21 protein-coding genes are annotated in these 21,536 nt (G+C 64.4%); 12 read left to right on the top strand and 9 right to left on the bottom strand.

The genetic code is table 11. The annotated features are described in order from the left end of the window. Positions 1-108: 108 nt before the first annotated feature. Positions 109-1,059, bottom strand: coding sequence for a hypothetical protein (locus KY465_RS15815; protein ID WP_219203068.1), 951 nt, complete (start codon positions 1,057-1,059; stop codon positions 109-111). Positions 1,060-1,426: 367 nt separating this feature from the next. Between KY465_RS15815 and KY465_RS15810 the strand changes: the two genes are divergently transcribed. From KY465_RS15810 to KY465_RS15795, 4 genes are all read left to right on the top strand, one after another. Then, a complete protein-coding gene (locus KY465_RS15810) occupies positions 1,427-2,047 on the top strand; it encodes a TetR/AcrR family transcriptional regulator (RefSeq protein ID WP_346432651.1) in 621 nt (206 codons plus the stop codon). After that, on the top strand, positions 2,044-2,520 hold the full coding sequence (locus KY465_RS15805; protein WP_219203066.1) for an SRPBCC family protein: 477 nt from the start codon (positions 2,044-2,046) through the stop codon (positions 2,518-2,520). Before KY465_RS15810 ends, KY465_RS15805 begins: the two co-directional genes overlap by 4 nt. 69 nt (positions 2,521-2,589) lie before the next feature. Continuing rightward, entirely contained in the window at positions 2,590-3,072 is a 483-nt protein-coding gene (locus tag KY465_RS15800) for a VOC family protein (protein ID WP_219203065.1), read from the top strand. Between the two features lie 80 nt (positions 3,073-3,152). Beyond that, entirely contained in the window at positions 3,153-3,506 is a 354-nt protein-coding gene (locus KY465_RS15795) for a DUF1428 domain-containing protein (protein ID WP_219203064.1), read from the top strand. Positions 3,507-3,532: 26 nt separating this feature from the next. On the opposite strand, the gene ppx is transcribed toward KY465_RS15795, so the two are convergent. From ppx to KY465_RS15770, 5 genes are all read right to left on the bottom strand, one after another. Next, positions 3,533-5,068: an exopolyphosphatase gene (gene ppx, locus KY465_RS15790; RefSeq protein WP_219203063.1), complete on the bottom strand. Its 1,536-nt coding sequence runs from the start codon at positions 5,066-5,068 to the stop codon at positions 3,533-3,535. A gap of 162 nt (positions 5,069-5,230) precedes the next feature. After that, entirely contained in the window at positions 5,231-7,504 is a 2,274-nt protein-coding gene (locus KY465_RS15785) for an RNA degradosome polyphosphate kinase (protein ID WP_428983030.1), read from the bottom strand. Between the two features lie 82 nt (positions 7,505-7,586). After that, positions 7,587-8,399, bottom strand: coding sequence for a DnaA regulatory inactivator HdaA (gene hdaA / locus KY465_RS15780; protein ID WP_219203061.1), 813 nt, complete (start codon positions 8,397-8,399; stop codon positions 7,587-7,589). 6 nt (positions 8,400-8,405) lie between these two features. Further along, positions 8,406-9,539 (bottom strand): AI-2E family transporter, encoded by a 1,134-nt coding sequence (locus KY465_RS15775; RefSeq protein ID WP_219203060.1) that lies wholly within the window; start codon positions 9,537-9,539, stop codon positions 8,406-8,408. 84 nt (positions 9,540-9,623) lie between these two features. Further along, complete coding sequence (locus KY465_RS15770; protein ID WP_219203059.1) at positions 9,624-10,160, bottom strand: CDP-alcohol phosphatidyltransferase family protein; 537 nt, start codon at positions 10,158-10,160, stop codon at positions 9,624-9,626. 310 nt (positions 10,161-10,470) lie between these two features. Here KY465_RS15770 and purM point away from each other — a divergent pair, with 310 nt between their 5' ends. The 3 genes from purM to KY465_RS15755 all read left to right on the top strand — a co-directional run bounded on the left by purM (position 10,471) and on the right by KY465_RS15755 (position 13,800). Then, complete coding sequence (gene purM, locus KY465_RS15765) at positions 10,471-11,538, top strand: phosphoribosylformylglycinamidine cyclo-ligase (protein ID WP_219203058.1); 1,068 nt, start codon at positions 10,471-10,473, stop codon at positions 11,536-11,538. 29 nt (positions 11,539-11,567) lie between these two features. Then, complete coding sequence (purN, locus tag KY465_RS15760; protein ID WP_219203312.1) at positions 11,568-12,248, top strand: phosphoribosylglycinamide formyltransferase; 681 nt, start codon at positions 11,568-11,570, stop codon at positions 12,246-12,248. A 250-nt stretch (positions 12,249-12,498) separates the two neighbouring features. Further along, positions 12,499-13,800 carry an HD-GYP domain-containing protein gene (locus tag KY465_RS15755; RefSeq protein WP_255561776.1) on the top strand — a complete coding sequence of 434 codons (1,302 nt, stop codon included), beginning with the start codon at positions 12,499-12,501 and terminating at the stop codon, positions 13,798-13,800. A 34-nt stretch (positions 13,801-13,834) separates the two neighbouring features. Here the strand turns inward: KY465_RS15755 and KY465_RS15750 are convergent, their stop codons facing one another. Both KY465_RS15750 and KY465_RS15745 read right to left on the bottom strand, forming a co-directional pair. Beyond that, complete coding sequence (locus KY465_RS15750) at positions 13,835-14,257, bottom strand: organic hydroperoxide resistance protein (RefSeq protein WP_219203057.1); 423 nt, start codon at positions 14,255-14,257, stop codon at positions 13,835-13,837. A 125-nt stretch (positions 14,258-14,382) separates the two neighbouring features. Continuing rightward, entirely contained in the window at positions 14,383-16,548 is a 2,166-nt protein-coding gene (locus tag KY465_RS15745) for a molybdopterin-containing oxidoreductase family protein (RefSeq protein WP_219203056.1), read from the bottom strand. Between the two features lie 67 nt (positions 16,549-16,615). Between KY465_RS15745 and KY465_RS15740 the strand changes: the two genes are divergently transcribed. The 5 genes from KY465_RS15740 to KY465_RS15720 all read left to right on the top strand — a co-directional run bounded on the left by KY465_RS15740 (position 16,616) and on the right by KY465_RS15720 (position 20,525). Continuing rightward, positions 16,616-17,467 (top strand): 23S rRNA (adenine(2030)-N(6))-methyltransferase RlmJ, encoded by an 852-nt coding sequence (locus KY465_RS15740; RefSeq protein WP_219203055.1) that lies wholly within the window; start codon positions 16,616-16,618, stop codon positions 17,465-17,467. A 162-nt stretch (positions 17,468-17,629) separates the two neighbouring features. Beyond that, positions 17,630-18,520, top strand: a complete 891-nt coding sequence (locus KY465_RS15735; RefSeq protein ID WP_219203054.1) for a LysR family transcriptional regulator — start codon at positions 17,630-17,632, stop codon at positions 18,518-18,520. Positions 18,521-18,667: 147 nt separating this feature from the next. After that, on the top strand, positions 18,668-19,144 hold the full coding sequence (locus KY465_RS15730; RefSeq protein WP_219203053.1) for a hypothetical protein: 477 nt from the start codon (positions 18,668-18,670) through the stop codon (positions 19,142-19,144). A gap of 22 nt (positions 19,145-19,166) precedes the next feature. Continuing rightward, complete coding sequence (locus KY465_RS15725; RefSeq protein ID WP_219203052.1) at positions 19,167-19,883, top strand: ribonuclease T2 family protein; 717 nt, start codon at positions 19,167-19,169, stop codon at positions 19,881-19,883. Between the two features lie 36 nt (positions 19,884-19,919). Beyond that, positions 19,920-20,525: a glutathione S-transferase family protein gene (locus KY465_RS15720; protein ID WP_219203310.1), complete on the top strand. Its 606-nt coding sequence runs from the start codon at positions 19,920-19,922 to the stop codon at positions 20,523-20,525. Between the two features lie 115 nt (positions 20,526-20,640). Here KY465_RS15720 and KY465_RS15715 read toward each other — a convergent pair whose 3' ends face one another. Further along, positions 20,641-21,276: an outer membrane protein gene (locus tag KY465_RS15715; protein WP_219203051.1), complete on the bottom strand. Its 636-nt coding sequence runs from the start codon at positions 21,274-21,276 to the stop codon at positions 20,641-20,643. Positions 21,277-21,536: the final 260 nt, after the last annotated feature.

Below are 21,536 nucleotides of genomic sequence, written 5' to 3'. Positions count from 1 at the left end.
GGTATGCGGCAACGCTCAACCCGGCGGATTGTTGCAAGTGTAGCGATCGCCTGTTGCGGCGCAATACCGGAAGGGAAGCGGCAACCGGGCGCCGCGGATTGGTGGCACCTACTGCGGCACCGGCAGGCGCGCCTTGCGGAAATCCCGCGCCGCGCCATAGGCAGCCAGCAGGGCTCCGGCCAGGCAGATCAACAGGCCGAGCGAGGTCGCCGGCGCGAAATCCACCCGTCCTTCGAGGGCTTGCAGCGCAAAGACGAGAACCGGTCCGGTGGCGGCGATGGCAGCCAGGGTCAGCGAAGAGACCAGCGCCACGGCGCGCTGCACCGCATAGATCGGGAAGGCCAGGAGAATGAGGCCGATGAGCACCGCGCTCGACAATTCAGACGCCGATGCCGGTGCCTTGTGGTCCCACCCGGCCTGCCAGCCGATCAGCGCGACAAGCAGATAGAGCGGAAAGCGCAGGCCGAACTGGGCGACGGGCGTCATGCCGCGCCGGTCGAGCCGCTGTGAGAACATCAGCATGGCCGCGATCATCGCGCCGGCAAGGAAGGCGAGGAGCAGGCCGACAAGGCCGCTGGCGAGGCCATCGCGCAGGAAGCCGGAGCGGCCGCTGAGCGTGACATAGGCGAGAAACACAAGGCCGGCGAGTAGCAAGGCATTGCCGAGCGCCTCGATGCCGTTGCGGCTGCGCTCGCCCTCGGCAAATCCCAGCCAGCCGGCAAGGATCGTGGTCAGCGGGATCATGCCGGAAAAGATCATGAAGGCGATGGCGGGTTCGATGCGCTGCAGCGCCAGGAAATAGGTCACCCAGGCGCCGGCGGCGGCGACGTTCATGCCGAAAAGGGCGCCGAAGTGCCGCCGCGCCACGACAAACTGTGCCGGCGCGCGCCCGGCCACCCAGACGATGCAGCCGGCAGCCGAAAGGCCGAAGACAAGCAGACCGATGAGAAAGGAATCGTGGCGTTGCAGAAGGGCGCCGAACCAGACGGCCTGGACGGCGTCGAGGACAAGAAAAATCAGACACCAGACAAGGCCTGTCGATGTGGTCTGTTTGCTCACCGGTTGCTCCCCGCTGCGTTCGGGAAGGCAGTCCGCGGACCGCAGCCTTCCCTGTCCTTTCCCCTGTCCCTGTCCCTGCCCCTCGCCCTGGCCCTTGGCCCTTGGCCCTTGGCCCTTGCCCTGGGTTCGATTGAGCGAACCCGGCGGGCATTCTGTGTGCGGACATTCTGTGTAGAGTGCAGCATCTCTCTTGGCAAATATCGCCAGGCCGTGCCGCGCGGTTGCAAACGGCCCGGCGACATCACTTGGCCTGCCGGGTTAGGCCAGAGCGTTTGCCTTAAACGATGATGAAATGCCAGCCGCGCTGCAAAAGGGCTTGCGTACATACCAACCGGTTGGTATTGTCCTGACAAAAGGGAGTTTGCGAGTGCCACCGAAGAACCAGCAAGCGCGTGCGCGCCTTCTCGAGGCGGCGCGCGACATCATTCGCGCCAGGGGTTTCGCCGCCACCAGCGTCGACGAGCTTTGCCGCGCCGCGGGCGTGACCAAGGGCGCCTTCTTCCATCACTTCGCCAGCAAAGAAGCGCTTGGCGTGGCCGCCGCCGAATACTGGTCGGAGACCACGTCGGCGCTGTTTGCCGCCGCGCCCTACCATGCGCACGCGGACCCGCTTGACCGGTTTCTCGCCTATCTGGAATTCCGCAGGGAATTGCTGGCCGGAGCCGTCAGCCAGTACACCTGCCTTGTCGGCACGATGGTGCAGGAAACCCATGAAAGCGCCCCGGCGATACGCGATGCCTGTGCCCGGTCGATCCATGAGCATGCCTTGACGCTGGTTGATGACATCAAGGCAGCGATGGCGGCTCGCAGGGTCCACGGTTTTTCCGCCGAAAGCCTGGCGCTGCACACCCAGGCGGTGCTGCAGGGTGCGTTCATCCTGGCCAAGGCGCAGCAGTCGCGCGACCTGGCCGCAGAGAGCGTCGATCACCTGATCCGCTATGTGCGCCTGCTTTTCAATCACCCCGCCGCCGAGGAGCTCCCCGCATGACCACCACATCCCAATCCGACCGTGAGCTGGTTCTTGACCGCCACATTGCCGCGCCGCGTCAGGCGGTATGGCGCTGCCTGACAGAGCCGGATCTCCTGGTTCAATGGTTCACCCCGGCGCCCTGGCGCACCGTAAAGGCAGAGATCGATCTCAAGCCGGGCGGCCGGATGCTGGTCGTGATGGCCGATCCGGAGGGCAAGGACTATCCCAATGAGGGCGTCTATCTCGAGATCATCGAAGGCGAAAAGCTGGTGTGGACCGATGCCTACCGGTGCGGCTGGCTGCCAAGTGACTCGCCCTTCATGACGGCGATCATCACCCTTTCCGATGCGCAGGAGGGTTGCGGCTATACGGCAACGGCGCGGCACTTTTCGGCCGAAGACCGGGAAAAGCATGAGAAGATGGGCTTCAAGGAGGGCTGGAACCAGGCGGCGGAGCAGCTGCAGGAGATCGCCAGAACGCTCGCGGGCTGAAGGTTCAGGCCGGAGCAGTGGAGCGCGGTGGATTGCACCGCAACCCCAGCCAGAAGAGGAGGAACCAACATGGCACAGGACGCAAAGACGTATTATCCCGAGGGCGTTAGCCGGGTCTCGCCCTATCTCATCTGCCGGGATGCCGCAAAGGCGATCGATTTTTACGTCGCCGCCTTCGGCGCCGAAGACCGGGGCCGCATGGCCGGACCTGACGGCAAGATCATGCATGCGATGATCCTCCTGGAAGGCGCATCGATCATGCTGGTCGACGAAAATTCCGAGCGCGGCATGCGCAGTCCGCAGACGCTGGGCGGCTCGGCTTCATCGGTGCATGTCTTCGTCCCGGATGTCGATGCGCTGATGTCCCGCGCCGAGGACAAGGGTGCCACGGTGACAATGCCCGCGGCCGACCAGTTCTGGGGCGACCGATTCGGCATGCTGACGGACCCGTTCGGCCACAGCTGGTCATTTGCCACCCACCAGCGGGTGCTGGACGCCGATGAAATGCGCGCGGCCGCCGCAACGGCATTCAGCCAGGATTGCCACGATTAGAATGCGATCATGCCCCTGCCCTCGCAGGAAACAGAAAATGGCCGCAACGCGTGTGCGAGCGGCGCAACGGGAGGACTGAGATGAGCTACTTTACAGGCCTATTGGTGGCCGTGCCGAACGAGAAGAAAAACGACTACATCGCGCTGTCTGAAAAAACGGCGGCGGCATTCAGGGAGAATGGCGCAACGCGGGTGGTGGAAGCCTGGGGCGATGACGTGCCGGATGGCGAGACCACCTCGTTTCCGATGGCCGTCAAGCTCAAGGACGGAGAAACGGTGGTGTTTTCCTTCATCGAATGGCCCGACAAGGCGACCGCGACAAGCGGGCTGGAAAAAGCCATGGCCGATCCGCGCATGGACTTTTCGCCGGAGACGATGCCATTCGATGGCAAACGCCTGATGTGGGGCAGTTTCGAGACCATCGTCTCGCGCTAGAGTCAGGACCCGAGGCGGAGCCGGCTTCAACCGTCGCTTGACAGACGTGCGCGCAGCGTCCGGCCCGTCAGCTTGCCAAGCTGGCTGAGGCGCCCGTCGAGCCGCTCGCCAAGGAAATCGACCATGTCGGCGGGAAGCACCAGCACGATGTCGGCACCGTCATCATCGGGGCCGGCCGGTTCGAAGCGCAGGCGCGGGACGACGCCATGCATCGACGCCGAGCAGAGATAGAGCACGCGCAGCACGCCACCGAGCAGCTTGGCCAGTTCGACGTAGCGCGGTCCGGCGATTGCCGCCAGCGGTTCGGAGGCACTGTCGTCAGTCAGGCCCTCGAAACGGTAGTAATTGGCGAGCGCGATATAGGCGCGGCCGGCGTGGGAAATGCCCGAGAGCGCCGAATGGGCTATGATGTTCAGGGCCTGCGGGCCGCGATAATCGGGATGGGCGCGCCAGGAAATGTCGGCAAGCAGGCAGGCCGCCTGTCGATAGCGGGCGTCTTCCTCGCTCTCCTCAACCCCGAAGACCGGCATCATCGCGCCGGTCCATTCGGCAAGTTCGCGGGCATGGCGCGGCGACCGGGCGCGCAGCACCGCCAGTTCGCGCGATGCCGTCAACAGGGGATCGCGGCGGCGGTCGTCATCACCAAGCAGGGAAAACAGATAGCCTTCGCGCACACCGAGCGCCGAGAAGCTGACCGTTTCCGGCCGCATGATGCGCAATGTCTCCTGCAGGGTCACCGCTCCGTAGGGGAGCAGCGGGCGGCGATTGCGTGAAATGCTCTTCAAGGGCAATTTGCCCGACGGCTTCATCTCGGCAACCTCGTCGAGAAAGGCGAGCATCTCGTCGCATCCGATCTCGTAGGCCTGCATCATGTGCAGCGGATAGTCGGTCATCTGCATGTGCAGCTTGGCAATGTTGCGCCAGGTGCCGCCGACCGCGTAAAAGCGCCGTCCGGTGCCGGCGCTGAGCACGTTTGCCGCCTCGAGATGCTGACGGGCGATCTGGCGCGCCTTGCTGACGGATTCACCGGAGAGTTCGGCCAGCCGCAAGCCGCCGAGCGGCAGGGTGACGCCGCCGGAATAGTGGTGACCACGGACATCGACCAGTTCCAGAGAGCCGCCGCCAAGGTCGCCGGCGATGCCGTCCGGGCGATGGTAGCCGCTGATCACACCATAGGCCGAATATTTGGCTTCCTCGCCGCCGGACAGAACGTTGATGCTGCAGCCGAGCGTCGCTTCGGCGCGCTCGATGAAGTCGGCGCCATTGTCGGCCTCGCGTGCGGCCGCGGTGGCGAGGGCGTGGATCTCCGTGGCCCTGGCCTGGTTGGCGAGGGCGCGGAACCGCCGCAGCGCGGCGATGGCCCGCTCGATGGCCGCATCGTCCATGCGGTTGCTGCCGGCCAGGCCGCGACCGAGGCCGCAGAACACCTTTTCGTTGAAGAGCATTGCCGGCGAGCGGTTCAAGCCCTCGTAGATGACGAGGCGAACCGAGTTCGAACCGATATCGACCACGGCAACAGGGTGAATGCCCTGGATCCGCCCTTGCGCTTCTGAAATGACCATGCAGCGAGCCTAATCGGTTTGCGCCGGGATAAGGAAGCGCCCTCTTAAAGCATTTCCCTGCCGGATGAAACCGTCATTGCAAGCTGCGGATGCACGACAAAAGTCCAACGCCAACCGCATGACGTGCGATTCTTCGTTCCCGCGTCCGATCGGACAATCGGCTCAGGTGGTGCGGTCGCGGCGGTCGACGCGCCGGGCGATCAGTTTCGGAGCGTTGGATTTCAGCGCCTCGCCGCGGCCCGACAGGCTGGGATTGGTCATAAAATAGATCTGCGCGTTGAACGGCTCTTCATCGGGCCGGGCGACGATGCGCCGCGATGTGCCGTCGGGTAGGATCTCGTAGCTTTGCTGATTGTCGATGACATTGCCGAGCATGATTTGCGAGAGCACCTGTTCGTGCACCGTCTCGTTGGTCAGCGGCACCAGGGTCTCGACGCGGCGGTCGAGATTGCGCGGCATCAGATCGGCTGATCCGATGTAGATGATCGCCTGTTTCGACGGCAGGCCATGGCCATTGCCGAAGCAATAGATGCGGCTGTGTTCGAGAAAGCGGCCGATGATCGACTTGACGTGAATGTTCTCCGACAGGCCGGGCACCTGCGGACGCAGGCAGCAGATGCCGCGCACCACCAGTTCGACCTCGACCCCGGCCTGGCTGGCGCGGTAGAGGGCGTCGATGATCTCGGGGTCGACCAGGGAGTTCATCTTCATCCAGATCGCCGCCGGACGTCCGGCCTCGGAATGGCGAATTTCCGCCTCGATGTTTTCGACGATGTGGCTGCGCATGGTCATCGGGGAGACCGCCAGCTTTTCAAGGCCCGCCGGCTCGCCATAGCCGGTGATGAAATTGAAGACACGCGCGACATCGCGGGCGATCATCGGGTCGCAGGTGAAATAGGACAGATCCGTGTAGATCTTGGCGGTGATCGGATGGTAGTTGCCGGTGCCGAGATGACAGTAGGAGATCAGCCTCCCCTCCTCGCGGCGCACGATCAGCGACATCTTGGCGTGCGTCTTCAGCTCGACAAAGCCGAACACCACCTGCACGCCGGCGCGTTCAAGGTCACGGGCCCAGCGGATATTGGCTTCCTCGTCGAAGCGCGCTTTCAGTTCGACCAAGGCGGTGACGGACTTGCCAGCCTCGGCGGCATCCATCAGGGCGCGCACGATCGGGCTGTCATTGGAGGTGCGGTAGAGGGTCTGCTTGATCGCCAGCACCTGCGGATCACGCGCCGCCTGCACCAGGAACTGCACCACCGCGTCGAACGATTCGTACGGGTGGTGGATCACCAGATCCTTTTCGTGAATGGCGGCGAAGGTGTCGCCTGCATGTTCGCGTATGCGCTCGGGAAAGCGCGGATTATAGGGGACAAAGCGCAGATCGTCGCGCGGCGCCTTGCAGATCTCCGAAAGGGAATCGAGCGCCAGCAGGCCGGGCAGAACGGCGACGCGGTTTTCCGGCACGTTGAGTTCATGCACGACAAATTCGCGCAGGCTCTGCGGCAGTTCGGAATCAAACTCGATGCGGATCACCGAGCCGCGCCGGCGGCGCTTCAGGGCCGTTTCGAAAAACCGCACCAGATCCTCGGCCTCTTCCTCGAGCTCGATATCGCTGTCACGGATGATGCGGAAGGTGCCCGAGCCCTCGACCTCGTAGCCCGGATAGAGCCGGTCGATGAACAAGGAGACGACATCCTCCAGCGTGATGTAGCGAATGGCATCGTCAGGACCGTCCGGCAGGCGCAGGAAGCGGTCGAGCGCTACCGGCAGGCGGATCAGCGCCGTCATCGGGTCGCGCCCCTTGCTGCTCTCCAGCTGCAGGCAGATCGAGAATCCGAGATTGGGAATGAACGGGAACGGGTGCGCCGGGTCGATCGACAGGGGCGTGAGCACCGGAAAGATCGATTCCAAAAAGGTGTTCTCGACCCAGCGGCGATCCTCGTCGCTCAGTTGCGCCGGGCGCACGAAGTGCAGCTTTTCGGCGGCCAGATACTGCTGCAGGACAGCCAGAGAGGCCTGCTGTTCAAGCTGCAGGCCATCCACCTCGCCGAGGATCTGGTCAAGCTGTTCGGCCGGGTTGAGGCCGTCGGCGGAGCGGTTCGAGATGCCCTGGCGCACCTGCCCTTCAAGTCCGGCGACGCGAACCATGAAGAACTCGTCCAGATTGGCGGCGGAAATCGACAGGAAGCGGACGCGCTCAAGCAGCGGATGATTTTCGTTGAGGGTTTCCTCGAGAACGCGCCGGTTGAACTGCAACCAGGAGAATTCGCGGTTGACGAAACGGTCGGGGCTGTCGAGCAGATCATTGTCGGCGGTGCGCGGCACCGGCTTGATCAGGGATTTGCTCTCGGCGGTCTTTGCTTCGCTCATGTCGTTCATCGCGTCATACCATCTTGCCGGGGTCGCCGGGCCATCTTGCCGGGGTCGCCGGGCCATTGTCATCCTGCGGTCAAGCCCTTGGCAGACCTTGCTGACGCACAGCTATAGCACAAGCACGAAGAAACTGTGACGCACGGTTTCAGACCGCGCCGCGATCCATTTCTTCCAGCACCTCGGCGGCCAGGCGCAGCGAGATCTTGCTCTGGCGGGCGAGCGCCAGCGCATCGAGGCGGGCCACCAGCGCCACGGCGGTGGCCAGCGAGCGTTCCATGCGGCTGACCAGATAGGCGATGACGCGCTGCTCGGCATCGATCTGCCGGTCGGCAAACAGCTTGACGAGAAGCTGCGCCAGCAGCGCGTCATCGGGTTCGCCGATCTCGACGGTTGTCGCCGCTTTCAGCCGCGAGACAAGGTCGGCAAGGGTGACCGGCCAGGACGCCGGCCAGAGGCGGCTGGTCATCATCAATGCGGTACCGTTGGCGCGCACGGTATTGATCAGGTGAAACAGGTCCGCTTCGTTCAAAGCGCCGCGATCAACATCCTCGATCAGAACCGGCCCCCTGGCGGCGACGGCCATGGCAGCGGCCGCGTCAGCGTTGAGGTCGACGGGCACGGCGCCGGATTTGTCCACCCAGATGGAAGCGAGATGGCTTTTGCCCGACCCGGTCGGGCCGGCAAGGATCACCACCGGCGACGGCCAGTGCGGCCAGCTGTCGATCAGGCCGAGCGCGCCGGCCAGGCCATCGCTTTCGATCAGATCATCGCGGCTGGCCGCCGGGCGATGGCCGAAATCAAGCGGCAACTGGCCGGGTTCTTGACCGGCTCCCCGTCCGGATTTGTGGCGGGACTCCCGGGCCGGCGCGGGCGGCGGGTTCTGATCCTCCGGCTGATCGGCGGCCGGACGCGGCCCTTGCGGGGGCGGGGCGGCGGGATGCCGGTGGTTCGACGCCATGACCCCTCACTTTTCCCAGGGCAGGTTATGCGGCGGCGGCGGCACTGTCGACGCCCGGTGCTCCCTGCCCTGATACATGTCGCTGTCGAGATAGCGCTCGAGCGCGAACCGCACGAGGACGCCGAAGGCAGCGGCGGCGGGAACGGCGACAAGCATGCCGACGAAGCCGAACAGCGCACCGAAGGCGAACAGCGCGAACATCAGCCAGACCGGATGCAGGCCGACCGAGGAGCCGACAAGGCGCGGCTGCAGGATGTTGCCTTCGAGAAACTGGCCGAGGAAGAACACCCCGGCGACGGCGCCGATCATGATATAGTCGGGCCAGAACTGGACCAGCGCGACGCCGAGCGAGAGCACCAGACCGATCACCGAGCCGACATAGGGAATGAAACTGATCAGGCCGGCGAACAGTCCGATAAGCAGGCCGAAATTCAGTCCCGTCAAGGTAAGCCCGATGGCATAGAAGATGCCGAGGATGATGCAGACGGTGCCCTGCCCGCGGACAAAGCCGGCAATGGTCCGGTCCATGCGGCGCGCCAGTTCGCGCACCGTTGCGACATGATCACGCGGCACCCAGGAATCGATCTTGGCCACCATGTTGTCCCAGTCGAGCAGCAGGTAGAAGGCGACAACCGGCGTGACGATGAACAGCGCGGCAATGTCGACGATGGCCTTGCCGGAATTCCAGATCTGCTGGAACACGGTGCCCATCAGGCTCGCACCCTCGCTGATCAGCGAGGAGAACCCGTCCTGAATGCCGGTCAGCTGGCCGCCCAGCCATTCGGGCACATAGATCGCCGTGCTCTGGGCCAGCAGATTCTGCAGATTGGAGATGTAGGTGGGCACATTGGCGGCGAAATCCATCGCCTGGGTGACGAGCAGCGGAATGACGATCATCAGCGCCACAGCGAAGATGAGCACGAACAGAACAAGGATGATCAGCGTTGCCGCCAGGCGGCTCATCCCCATGCGCTGCAGCCGGTCAGCGACGGGATCGAGAAAATAGGCGAGCGCCATGCCGGCGATGAACGGCAGCAGGATCGAGCGGAAAAGGTAGAGAAAGAACCCGGCAACGAACAGGGCGAAGGCCCAGAAGATAATCTGCCGGCGCAAGGCGGCACGATCGATTTGGGTTGTCATTGCAGCATCCCGTCTTCCCTGGCACCGCCCGCTTTGCTCAGGTCCGGTGCAATTCGCCGCCGCAGAAAGGTTCGGCGCGGGCGGTCAGCCGGTCTCGGCCATGTGGCGCATCCAGCTGATGAGATAGGCCGCAGCCGAAGCGATGGTCAAGCCCGCGACCGCCAGTTGGAGCGAGAAATTCAGCCAGCCGATGTCGCCCAGCCCGGCGCTTTCGCCGAGGATGACCACGACCAGCAGGATCTGCGCCGCCGTCGTCGCCTTGGACACGAACAGCGGCTGAACGGCGACGGGACGCCCCATCAGGTGCGACAGCGCCACCGCGCCGACGATCAGAACATCGCGGGTGACGACCAGCAGGACCAGCCAGAGCGGCAAGGCGCCGAGATAGCCGAGCATGACGAAGGCGGCGACAAGCAGCAATTTGTCGGCCACCGGATCAAGATAGGTGCCAAGTTCGCTGACCTGGCCGAAGCGGCGGGCGATAAAGCCGTCGATGCCATCGGAAATGCCGGCGATCAGGAAGATCGCGAAAGCCCATCCCATGTCGCCGCGCATCATCGCCAGAAGCAGAAACGGCACCGCGATGAAGCGGGCGACGGTGATCAGGTTCGGCACTGTCATCGGTGGGGTCCCATGGGCAAAAGGCCGCCTGTGAAGATGGGGCGTCTGGCAGTCGTCTTTCAAGATGCATTCAACGCAACCCGCATAGTCCTAGCGCAGGCGGCGCCGCAACGCGAGCACCCGATAAAGCTGGCGATAAGACCCCCCGACCACTGAAGACGGCTTGCGTGCACGGCGGCAACATGCGATCTCCCGGCTCGATCAGCCGAACGGATCCGGCCGACCGGCAACCGCGCGGCAACTGCCGGACGCAGGCGCCGGATGGGCAGCCGGGCGGGGAGCCGGACAGGGCTGCGGAAAGGATCGCAGAATGAGCGAGAAAAAGGGTTTGACCTATTCGGATGCCGGCGTCGACATCGATGCCGGCAACGCGCTGGTCGATCGCATCAAGCCGCTGGTGCGCGCCACCCGGCGCCCGGGCGCCGACGGCGAGATCGGCGGCTTCGGCGGGGTGTTCGATCTCAAGGCCGCCGGGTTCAACGATCCGGTGCTGGTCGCGGCCAATGACGGCGTCGGCACCAAGCTGAAGATCGCCATCGAAGCGGGCGTGCATGACACGGTGGGCATCGATCTGGTCGCAATGTGCGTCAACGATCTGGTCGTGCAAGGTGCCGAACCGCTGTTCTTTCTCGATTATTTCGCCACCGGCAAGCTTGATCCGGCGCAGGGGGCCGAAATCGTCGGCGGTATCGCCGCCGGGTGCCGGAGCGCCGGCTGCGCACTGATTGGCGGCGAGACGGCAGAAATGCCCGGCATGTATGCCGGCGGCGACTATGACCTCGCCGGCTTTGCGGTCGGTGCCGCCGAGCGGGGCAGATTGTTGCCGAGCAGCGAGCTGGCGGCCGGCGACGTCATTCTCGGACTGGCGTCATCCGGGGCGCACTCGAACGGTTTTTCCCTGATCCGCAGGATCGTTGCGGCGTCCGGCCTGGCCTATGACGCGCCGGCGCCGTTCGCGCCCGAGCAGAGCCTTGCCGAAGCGTTGCTGGCCCCGACGCGGATCTACGTCAAGCCGCTGCTGCAGGCGATCCGCGAGACCGGCGCGATCAAGGCGCTGGCGCATATCACCGGCGGCGGGTTCATCGAGAATATCCCGCGCGTGCTGCCGGAGCAGCTGGCAGCGCAGATCGATCTGGATGCCATTCCCGTGCCGGCCGTATTCGGCTGGCTTGCCGATCAGGGCCAGGTCGCGGCCGAGGAGATGCTGCGCACCTTCAACTGCGGTATCGGGATGGTGGTTGTCGTTGGCGCGGCGGAGGCCGAAGCCGTATCGCAAACGCTCGAAAATGAGGGCGAAACCGTCGTACGGCTGGGCCATATCGGCAGCCGTGCGGCCGGCGGCGCCGGCGTTGTCACCAGCGGAACCCTGAAGCTTTGAGCAGCCCATCGACATCCGCCGCGACGGGCATGACGGCGCCGGGACCGAATGCGGCAAAGCGGCGCGTCGGCATTCTCATTTCCGGCCGTGGTTCGAACATGGACGCGCTGATCGCCGCGACGATGCGTCCCGATTACCCGGCGCGCATTGTCACCGTGCTGTCCGACCGGGCCGATGCCGCCGGGCTGCAGCGGGCGCAATCGCTCGATATCGCGGCGGTCGCGGTGCCGCGCGCTGATTTTTCCAGCAAGGCGGACCACGAAGCGGCCTTGCTCGACCGCCTGGCCGAAGCCAGGGTCGATTTCGTCTGCCTGGCCGGTTTCATGCGGATTCTTTCGGCAGATTTCGTGCGCCGCTGGGAAGGACGCATGATCAACATCCACCCTTCGCTGCTGCCAGCATTCAAGGGACTCGACACGCATCACCGGGCGCTTGCCGCCGGGACCCGGGTGCACGGCGCCAGTGTGCATTTCGTCACCGCCGAAATGGATGAGGGACCGGTCATCGCGCAGGCGGCCGTGCCGGTTCTCAATGACGATACGCCCGAGACCCTGGGCGCGCGCGTTCTATCCGCCGAGCACCAGCTTTACCCACAGGCCCTCAGCCTGCTGGCCGAGGGGCATGTGCGCATGAGCGGCGATGGTCTGGCGACCGCTTCGGCACCGACACGCATTGTCTGCGAGGATGGTCGTCTGATCGTCAGCGGCTAAGCGGGCGCCAACTGTTGAGTTTTCTGCACCGATCGAAACAAATTTCACGCGCAGCGACACCGAATCTTAGGGGGTGAATGGCAGCCTGTCTCGAAACGGGGACAATTCAGCCGTGCTGCATCAGACACCATCTCGCGACGTTTCGACCGACGCCGCACCCGTTCCTGGCGCCGTCGCGCCAGCGACGCAGTCCGCGACGGGCTCTCCGCAGCTTGAATTCCGGCAGCTTCTCAACTCACTCAGCTTCGCGCTGGATCTGACCGAGGGCCAGCCGGCTGGCCATTGCCTGCGTGCGGCGTGGATCGCCTATTTCGTTGCCGATGCGCGTGGACAGCGCGGCCGGGCCCGGTCGGACGTCTACTACACGGCGCTGTTGAAGGATCTTGGTTGCTCGAGCAATGCCGCACGCATCTGCCAGCTTTATCTGACCGACGACATTAATTTCAAACGCGATTTCAAGACTATAGATACATCATTGAGTGCAGCGCTGCGCTTCGTTTTTGCCAAGACAGGACTGGAATCGGGTCTCAGCGAAAGAATACGGGCACTCGTTCACGTGATCCAGAACGGCGGCGAGATCGGCCGGGAACTGATTGAATCACGCTGTCATCGCGGCGCCGATATTGCCGCCAAGATGCGCTTTTCAGAAACGGTGCAGGACGGCATCCGCGGTCTCGACGAGCATTGGGACGGCGGCGGCCAGCCGGAAGGTCTGCGCGGCCCGGCCATTCCGGCGGCGGCCAACATCTCCCTGCTGGCACAGGTCGCCGATGTCTTTCATCAGGAATTCGGCATCGAGGCGGCCATAGCCGAAGTTGGCAAGCGCAGCGGCAGCTGGTTCGATCCGGCGCTCGTCGATGCTTTCATGCTGGCACAGCAACGGCCCGGATTCTGGGAAGCGCTTTGCGACCCGCACCTGCGCCGGCGCGCCGAGGACCTCGATCTCGGCAGCGCGGCTGTCACCGTGGACGACGATTATCTCGATGATATCGCCTCGGCCTTTTCCGACATCGTCGACGCCAAAAGTCCGTTCACCGCCGATCACTCGAACCGCGTGACGCTGTACAGTGACATGATCGCCGAGGGGCTTGGCTTCGATGCCGGACAGCGGCGCTGGCTGCGACGCGCCGCCCTGCTGCATGACGTCGGCAAGCTCGCCATTTCCAACCAGATCCTCGACAAACCCGGCAAGCTCGACGCGGCGGAGTGGGAGGCGATCCGCAGTCATCCGCGCCTCAGCCGGGAGATACTTGCGCGCGTCGCCGCCTTTGCAGACCTGGCTCCGGTTGCAGGCGCGCACCATGAGAAGCTCGACGGGAGCGGTTATCCCGACGGGCTGAAGGGGGACGAGATCTGTCTGGAAGCGCGGATCCTGACAGTCGCGGATGTGTTCGACGCGCTGTCGGCGGAGCGGCCCTATCGGGCTGCCATGTCGATCGAAAAGGCGTTCGCAATTCTCGACGAAGAAACCGGAACAAGTTTTGACCCGCGTTGCGTGGCAGCGCTGAAACGGGGGCTCGCCCGGCTGAAGACGGAGGACAGCGCCGCCTGAGAGCGAAGATCCCGGCGGCGCATATGTCTCGCAATCAGGCCAGTTCGGGCGTGATCTGCATGGTGCCCGTCAGGGCATGCGAATAGGGGCAGACCTTGTGGCCGCCGGCGATCAGATCTTCGGCGAGCGACCGCTCGACACCGGGCATGTTGACCTTGATCTTCACATCGATGCCGAAACCGTCATCCTCGCGCGGGCCGATGCCGACAGTGACGGTCACTTCGGTGTCGTCGGGCACCTGGGCATTCTGCGACTTGGCATAGTGTCGAACCGCGCCGAGAAAACAGGCGGCATAGCCGGTGGCGAAAAGCTGCTCGGGATTGATGCCGCCGCCGGGACCGCCCATCTCCGTGGGTACGGCGAGATCGACGTCGAGCGCGCCGTCATGGGTCTTGGAGTGGCCATCACGGCCACCGGTGGCGGTGGCTGCAGCGCTATAGACAATTTTCGTAGGCATGAAGTGCTCCTGTCCTGTGATTAGTGGTCGCAATGATTGATGGCGTCGACACCCTCGTCCCCAGCCTAGATAAGGCGCGGCTGGCCGATCGACAGGGCCGGATGCGATTTATGCAGATGCGCAATTCAGGCGGGGCGTAACCAGACGCGGTTGTCGTGAAAGGCAGCGCCGCCATAGGGCGCGATGGCGTCGGCGCCGGTCAGCACATTGATGCCCTCACCTCTTTCATGCGCCGCGTTCGGCCAGATGCCCTCGGCGACGAGGGTGCCCGGCCGCACGACATCGGTGACGCGCGCATTGAGGATTACTTCGCCGCGCGCGTTGCCGATCTCGATCCGGTCACCGCAGCGGATGCCTTCCGAATCGGCATCTTCGGGATGGATCATCACTTCCGGCCGGCCTTCGCGTTCAATCGAACCGGGGGTTTCGGAAAAGGATGAATTGAGAAAGCTGCGCGATGGCGAGGTGGCAAGGCGGTAGGGATGGCCGGCATCAGCACTCTCGATCAGTTCGACATGATCGGGAAACTGCGGCAATTGCCGATACTCGCCCTGCGGGCCGACATTGTGCGGCGGCTTTGTGTTGACCGGGGTGCCCTGCCAGTCGGGACGAAAGCGAAACCTGCCGTCCGGATGCGCGAAACCGTCGATATAGTGCGCCGTGTCGAAGTCGGGCTGCACATCGGCCCAGCGTGCCTGCTTGAATGTCTCGAAGGAGCCGAGGCCGCGCTTTGCGAGCATGTGGTCGAGGTGTTGGCGCGCGGTCAGGCCAAAACCGGGCCGATCGCCGACCCCGAGCCGCCGGGCCAGTTCGTCGATGACGAAAATGTTCTCGCGCGGTCCTTCGGGGGGATCGATCAGCTTCGGACCGAGGAGAATGTGCTGATGGCCGCCCCCGCGATAGATGTCATCATGCTCGAGAAACATCGTCGCCGGCAGCACGACATCGGCGAGCAGTGCGGTTTCGGTCATGAACTGCTCGTGCACGCAGGTGAACAGATCCTCGCGCAGGAAACCGCGCTTCACCAGCCGCTGTTCCGGGGCGACATTGGCGGGATTGGTGTTCTGGATCAGCATGGCGGTGACCGGCGGGCCGCCATACAGCGCCTCGGGATCACCGGTCAGCACGCGGCCGATCTTCGACTGGTCGAGATGGCGCACGCCCGGATCGGCAAATTGCGTGCCCTCGATCAGGTCCATGTCGAGGCCGAAAATGCCGGAATTGGAATGGAAGGCGCCGCCGCCTTCATATTGCCAGGCGCCGGTGACGGCGGCGATCGACAGCGCCGCGTGCATGTTGGCGGTGCCGTTGCGCGAGCGCGTGAAGCCGTAACCAAGCCGGAAAAAAGTGCGTTTGGTCTGGCCGACCAGGGTGGCGAATTCCTCGATTTCCTCGACCGAAAGCCCGGTGATGGCGGCGGCCCATTCGGGCGTGCGGGTGCGCAGATGCTCTTCCAGTCCCGCCGGATCATCCGTGTAGCGTTCGAGATAGGCGCGGTCGGCCAGGCCGTCGCGGAACAGCACATGCATGGTGGCGCAGGCGAGCGCGCCATCGGTTCCGGGCCGGACGACCAGCGCCAGATCGGCCTGTTTCATGGTGTCGTTGCGGTAGACGTCAATGGCGACGATCTTCGCGCCACGCTGCTTGCGGGCGCGGATGGCGTGGGTCATCACGTTGACCTGGGTCGAGACGGCGTTGGTGCCCCAGATCACGACACAGTCGGACAGGGCCATTTCGCGCGGGTCGGGACCGCGCAGGGCACCGGTGCCCATGGCATAGCCGGTCCAGGCGGCATTGACGCAGATGGTGCCGAAGAAACCGGAATAGCGCTTGGCATGGCGCAGGCGATGGATGGAGTCGCGCTGCACCAGTCCCATGGTACCGGCATATTGATAGGGCCAGACCGTTTCGCTGCCATATCTCTCTTCGGCGGCGATGAATTTCTCGGCGACCAGGTCGAGCGCCGCCTCCCAGCTCGCCTGTTTCCAGCTCCCTTCGCCCTTGGCACCGCTGCGCACCAGCGGCTTGAGCAGCCGGTCCGGGTGGTGGATGCGCTCTGAATAGCGGGCGACCTTGGCGCAGATGACGCCGGCGGTGTAGCTGTTGTCGCGGGCGCCGCGGATGCGGCCGATGCGATCCCTGGCGATGAGTTCCACCTCGAGCGCGCAGGTGGAGGGGCAGTCATGCGGACAAGCGGAATGGCCGATTGCCGGCTTCAGCTGCGCCGGGCTGTCCGGATCGGAGCTGGAGCCAGGGCCGGTGTCGGGACGAATGGGACTGGCTTCGTTCATGCTTTCCCTATAAGGCTTTCGGCGCCGCCCGACCAGCAAAATGCCGCGCCACGGACCCTGTTCGACGATGAATTATCGCCATGCCTACCATGCGGGAAATTTCGCCGATGTGCTCAAGCATGCGGTGCTGGCGGCGATGGTCAGCTATCTCAAGCGCAAGGACGGCGGTTTCCGCGTGATCGACACGCATGCGGGACCGGGCAGCTATGATCTGGGTTCGGTCGAGGCGAAAAAGACCGGCGAATGGCAGGGCGGGATCGGACGGCTTCTGGGCGCCAGCCTGACCCCGGCGACTGAAGAGTTCCTGGCGCCGTATCTCACCGTCGTCAAGGAGCTGAACCCGGACCGCGAACTGAAGCGCTATCCGGGTTCGCCGCAATTGGTGCGCCGGCTCATGCGCAAGCAGGACCGGCTGTCGGCGATCGAGCTGCATGCACAAGACGCCCGGCATTTGCGGCGGCTGTTTGAGGGCGACCACCAGGTGCGGGTGACGGAACTCGATGGCTGGCTGGCGCTCGGCGGACATTTGCCACCCAAGGAGAAGCGCGGCCTGGTGCTGGTCGACCCACCGTTCGAACAGGGCGGCGAGTTCGACCGGCTGATTGACGGGCTGGCGCGCGCGAGCCGGCGCTTTGCCGCCGGCCCCTATTGCCTGTGGTACCCGCTGAAGGCCGACAGTGGCGTCGCCCGCTTCCACGCCGAACTGCAGACGCTCGGCCGCCCCAACACGCTGGTCACCGAAATGTGGGTGCGCGATCCACGCACCGAAAAGGGGCTGAACGGTTCCGGGCTGGTGCTGGTCAATCCGCCCTATACGCTGGCCGGCTCGCTGCGCGCGGCGCTGCCGGAAATCACGCGGCTTCTGGCGCAGGACGACAAGGCGGGCTGGCGGGTCGAGACATTGGTCGGCGAAGGCTAAGGCTGGGGGTCGGCGAAGTCTGAGTTCGGCGAAGGCTGAGGCCCCGCCCTCTCGCAAAATCCCCTCGCCCCTTTTATTGTTTTGCGCGAGTGCCTATTTCGACCGGATGCGGCGGTGAGCGCCGCGGCGTCAATGTTCAAGCCAGCACGAAGGCGATACCCCATGAGCGAAGCTGCCATTGGCTGGGAATTGTGGCGCAGCTTTCTCGCCGTCATGAATGAGCGCTCCCTGTCGGGAGCGGCGCGCAGTCTCAGCGTATCGCAGCCGACGATCGGCCGGCATGTCGATCAGCTGGAAACGGCGCTCGGCGTGCGGCTTTTCACCCGCGCGCAGAACGGATTGACCCCAACGGATCTGGCGATCTCGCTGGAGCCGCAGGCGCGCAGCATGGCGACGGCGGCCGAGGTTCTGGCGCGATCGGTTGCGCAGACGGCGGACAGCGAGGCCGGCATTGTGCGCCTCTCGGCGACCGAAATCATGTCGACGGAGATCCTGCCGGCGTTGTTGGCGCCGTTCCTGCGTCAGCATGAAGGCCTCGAGATCGAGGTCGATGCATCGAACCGCAATGTCGACCTGTTGCGCCGCGAGGCCGATATCGCCATCCGCATGCAGCGCCCCGAACAGGGCGCGTTGCTGGCCCGGCGGGTCGGCGTGGTGCGGCTCGGCCTTTATGCCAGCCGCGACTATCTCGGCAACCGTGCGCCGCCCGGCTCAATTGCCGAACTGGCCGGCCACCGGGTGATCGGACCGGACCGCGATCCGCTCTACCGCAGCCGGTTCGCCAGCGAATTGCCGGACATCACCCCGTCGCTGTTCAGCTATCGCAGCGACAGCCATAACGCGCAGCTGGCAGCCGTACGGGCCGGCGTGGGAATCGGCGTTTCGCACAAGAGCATGGCCGAACGCGATCCGTCGCTGGTGCCGGTGCTTGCCGATACGGTGCATTTCGAGATGGAAACATGGCTGTCGATGCATGAGGATCTGCGCCACAATCATCGCATCAAGATGGTCTATGACCATTTGTTCGCGCATCTGCCTTCGTTTCTGGACTGACCGGTTCGCGTCACTACTTCGGATAAGGAGCTGGCTCGCTGGCGCCAGCCGGCCGATTGCGGCTTGACCTTTGCCCTGCCCCTGAGCATCCTTTCGCTGATTGCGCGCATGCGCGCCGAAGGGAGAGTTGATTTGATAGGTTGGCTAATGCGCACCGCAAGCCGGGTTCTCGACAGGTTTCTCGGCAGGTTCCTCGGCCCGTTGCCGGGTTTGGCGATGTTGGCCGCCGGCCTGGCGCTGGCAGCACCGCTCGGCGCGCCGCTGACGCCAGTCGCGCAGGCGTTTACCGGTGGCAATTTCGCAGCCTGCCGTGATCCGAAGGTGCTTGATTACATTCAGCGCCGGTTCGTCTGGACGGACGAGCATGTGCTCAAGCGCGGATTGCGTATCGAGGCCATCGCGCAACCGCATGAGAACCGCTGGCAGCCAGCCAGCCAGACCCACCTGATCCCTCGCCTCTACTGCCATGCCCGGGCGCTGATGAATGATGGCCGGACGCGCACCGTCTGGTATCTGGTCGAGGGCGGCATGGGGTTTGCCGGCATCCGCGACAATGTCGAATTCTGCGTGGCCGGTCTCGATCCGTGGAAGGTCTATGGCGCGCATTGCCGCTCGCTGAGATGACCGGCATGGGTTGCAGATCGACGTGACACGCTGGCGGCGCCTTTTGTCCGGTGCGGTGATGACGCTGGCAGCTGTTGCCGGCGCGGCCTTTCTTGTCCAGCAGCCTCAGCCTGACAGCGCGCCGGGCCCGGTCACAGCGAGTATCGCGGCCGAGACCGTACCGCTTGGCACAGGTTTTGATTTCTACGTTCTGGCCCTGTCCTGGTCGCCGAGCTATTGCCTCGCCGAGGGGCGCGGGCGGCGCGACAGCCAGCAGTGCGGGCAGGACGCCGATTTCGGTTTCATCGTGCACGGCTTGTGGCCGCAATTCGAGGCCGGCTATCCGCAATATTGTCCGACCCGGCAGCCGGACCGCGTCCCCGCACGGCTGGGCCAGGAGCTGCAGGCGCTGACGCCGAGCATGGGACTGATCGGCCATATGTGGCGCAAGCACGGCAGTTGTTCCGGCCTGTCCCAGGAGCAGTATTTCGACGTGGTGCGGGCGGCGGCGGAAAGAGTGCGTGTTCCCGAGCGCTTTCGCGGCGCCTCTGCCGACATGACGCTGTCGGCGCAAGCGGCTGAGGAGCTGTTCATTGCCGCCAATCCCGGACTGCGGCGCGATGGCATCGCCGCCGTCTGTGAATCCGGGCGGTTGCGAGAGGTGCGGGTGTGCCTTACGCATGAGCTGCAATTCCGCTCCTGCGCGGCGGTGGACAGGTCCGGCTGTCGAGCCAGCCGCCTGACGGTTCCGCAACCCTGACGGCGCATCGAGCCGAAATTTTTCCGACGAGGGACACTGCCGATGAAACTCTACTCCGCTCCTGCTTCACCCTATGCCGCCAAGGCCCGCATGGGTGCGGTTGTCGCCGGGCTTCCGGTCGAAATCACCAATGTCTCGACCGCCAGCGAGCCGGCGGATCTGATCGACACCAATCCGCTCGGCAAGATTCCGACTTTGCTGAACGATGACGGGGTCAACATCTATGACAGCCGCGCAATCATGCAGTATCTCGACCGGGCGGGCGGGCGGAAGCTGTATCCGCGCAATGCCGCCAAGCGCACGGAGGCCGAGGTCACCGAAGCGCTGTGTGACGGCATTTGCGATGCGCTGCTGCTGATCGTCTATGAACGGCGCTATCGCTCGGAAGAGCTGGTGCATCAGCCCTGGCTCGACCTGCAGTGGCGCAAGGTGACGCGCGGACTGGAGGTGCTGGAAAAGCGCCTGCCGCGCATGGGCAAGTCGCCGACGGCAGCGCATCTGGCGATCGCCGCGGTGCTTGGCTATCTCAATCTGCGATTCGAGGGCCAGTGGGAACGCGGCCGGCCGAAACTGAAGGCGTTCATGCGCAAGTTCGAGGCCAATTTTCCCGATCTTGCCCGCCTTTGTCCGCAGGCCGATTGAGGACGAGCGGACGAGATAGTCACCGGCTGCAAATGCAGAAAACCCCGGAAACGGCAGGCGTTCCCGGGGTTCTTTGTTGTTCAGCAGATAGCCGGCGGAACCGGCATTCTCATGCTTAGAACTTGATGCCGATACCGGCGCGGACCGAGTGATCGTCGTAACCGGTCGAGAACGTGCCGGCGCCGAGATTGAAGTCCTCGCTGCCGTAATCGGTGTAGCGATACTCAAGACGGGTGGTGATCTTTTCGGTGACGAAGGTTTCGACGCCTGCACCGACGGTGTAGCCGTACATCACCTGATCGTCGGAAGCACCGCCGCTGTTCAGCTCAAGATTGGTGGCGGCGCCACCGACCGTGCCGTAGACCAGGAACGGGTTCATGTCGTAGCCAAGACGGGCCCGGATCGAACCGAAAGCGCCCTGCTCGGCGGAGACGCCGGCGGCAGTGCCTTCAGCGCCGGAATAGCCGACGTCGGCCTCGACACCGTAAACGAAGTTGCCGGACTGCCAGTTGTAGCCGCCGTAGACACCGCCCATGGCGCCGTCAACGTCGGAGATGGCGTCGGTTTCGCCCCAGCTGTAGCCGCCGAAGACACCGGCATAGCCGCCAGCCCACAGATAGGCAGGCGCGGTTGCGATATCAGCGACAGGCGCTTCGGGCGGAGCCTCATAGATGGCATCGGCGGCCTGAGCCTGAAGTGAAAGCGGCAGCACCAGAGCCGCGGAGAGGAGTGCCAGCTTGGTCGTGCGCATAGAAAAACTCCTTGAATTACATACCGTCCCCAGACGGCGCACATGTTGCAGAACGTGCGGTACCAGGATTGGTTCCGCCGGATTGCATGGCCGTTTCTGAACTCAAATTGGGGCGAGGAAAAAGCGGGAATATGGTCAGAGCGCGGCACAAAAAAGGCGCAGTGTGATGTGTTGGTTTTGCAACAGATCGGGGTCGCGACGCGCTGTTCCGGGAGCGGTCATGCGGCGGCGCGGCTCTGGGGCGCCCGCGACCGGCTCAG

Source organism: Neohoeflea coraliihabitans, from assembly GCF_019334345.1.
In the GTDB taxonomy this organism is placed as follows: domain Bacteria; phylum Pseudomonadota; class Alphaproteobacteria; order Rhizobiales; family Rhizobiaceae; genus Pseudohoeflea; species Pseudohoeflea coraliihabitans.
This window is presented reverse-complemented; position numbering and strand designations above follow the sequence as displayed.